Source organism: Vibrio sp. Y176 (assembly GCF_033438945.1).
Window position 1 is genome coordinate 1 of record NZ_JAWOQS010000219.1, and the last position, 898, is coordinate 898.

Consider the following 898-nt stretch of genomic DNA (forward strand, 5'->3'; position numbering starts at 1 on the left):
CTACTTAGTTAACAGACATTTAAGCTAAAAAAAGAAAGAGCCATCAGCATATACACTAATGGCCCTCGTTAAGATGATTCGTATCAAGTTGCAGCGAATTGTTAATCGAAGATTTTGTCGCCCATTTGATCGATAAACATTTGAGATTTCTTCAACATCAGCTCGTTTGCATCTCCCTCAGAAGCGAGCAAATCAGAGCGGATGAAACGATGCGTTTTGACTTCTCCATCGTAGGACTTTTCAATGCGTCCTGCGATTCTGTATTGACCGCCTTCTGAAATGCTCTCTTGATAGATCAGAAAGCCTTTGTATTCGACAGGCTCTACCGTTTTTACTTCAGCAGTTTTTTCACTGCCACCAAACAAGCGTGAAAAGAATCCCACGATTCCTCCTTGGGTACGATTACTCTATTGTTTCGGTTCTGCGCAAACGCCAATCACCTAATGTTGACGTTTAAGATTGGTTTCTCAAACCAGTCCAGCTCTTTGTCATCATCATAACTGGTATGAGAGAAAATGACAGGCACATCATTATCGCGATTCTTACGCCTGTCTTCTAAAATCATAGCGGCAGCATTGTGTACCGCGACATCCACGCTTTGCTTGAACTGAGTGAGTTTTCTTTCCGGTAGTGCAGAGAGAAAATCAATATCATGACGAATATAAACAGGTTTAAGCTGAATCAGCGCGAGACAGGCAATATCTGCCAACTGCTCGTTATCGAATTGAGAAGTGTATTGGTCTGAACTGAGCACTTGACCAACGAGGGTTTCCATATAGTTATGTACGTCAGAACTGATCTGCATTGATGATTCTCCTATGTTCATTGTGAACAAGTATAGCAGCCGGTCGTTTTGAACAACTCTTTGATTGCTCTTAATTTAATCAATCTCTCTCTT

Annotated in this window: 2 protein-coding genes; both read right to left on the bottom strand. The window is 41.4% G+C overall.

Annotated elements, in window-relative coordinates; translation table 11 throughout:
- Positions 1-101 precede the first annotated feature (101 nt).
- Complete coding sequence (locus R7O13_RS25190) at positions 102-383, bottom strand: HlyU family transcriptional regulator (RefSeq protein ID WP_005498884.1); 282 nt, start codon at positions 381-383, stop codon at positions 102-104.
- A 53-nt stretch (positions 384-436) separates the two neighbouring features.
- Entirely contained in the window at positions 437-805 is a 369-nt protein-coding gene (locus R7O13_RS25195; protein ID WP_005479403.1) for a late competence development ComFB family protein, read from the bottom strand.
- Positions 806-898 lie beyond the last annotated feature (93 nt).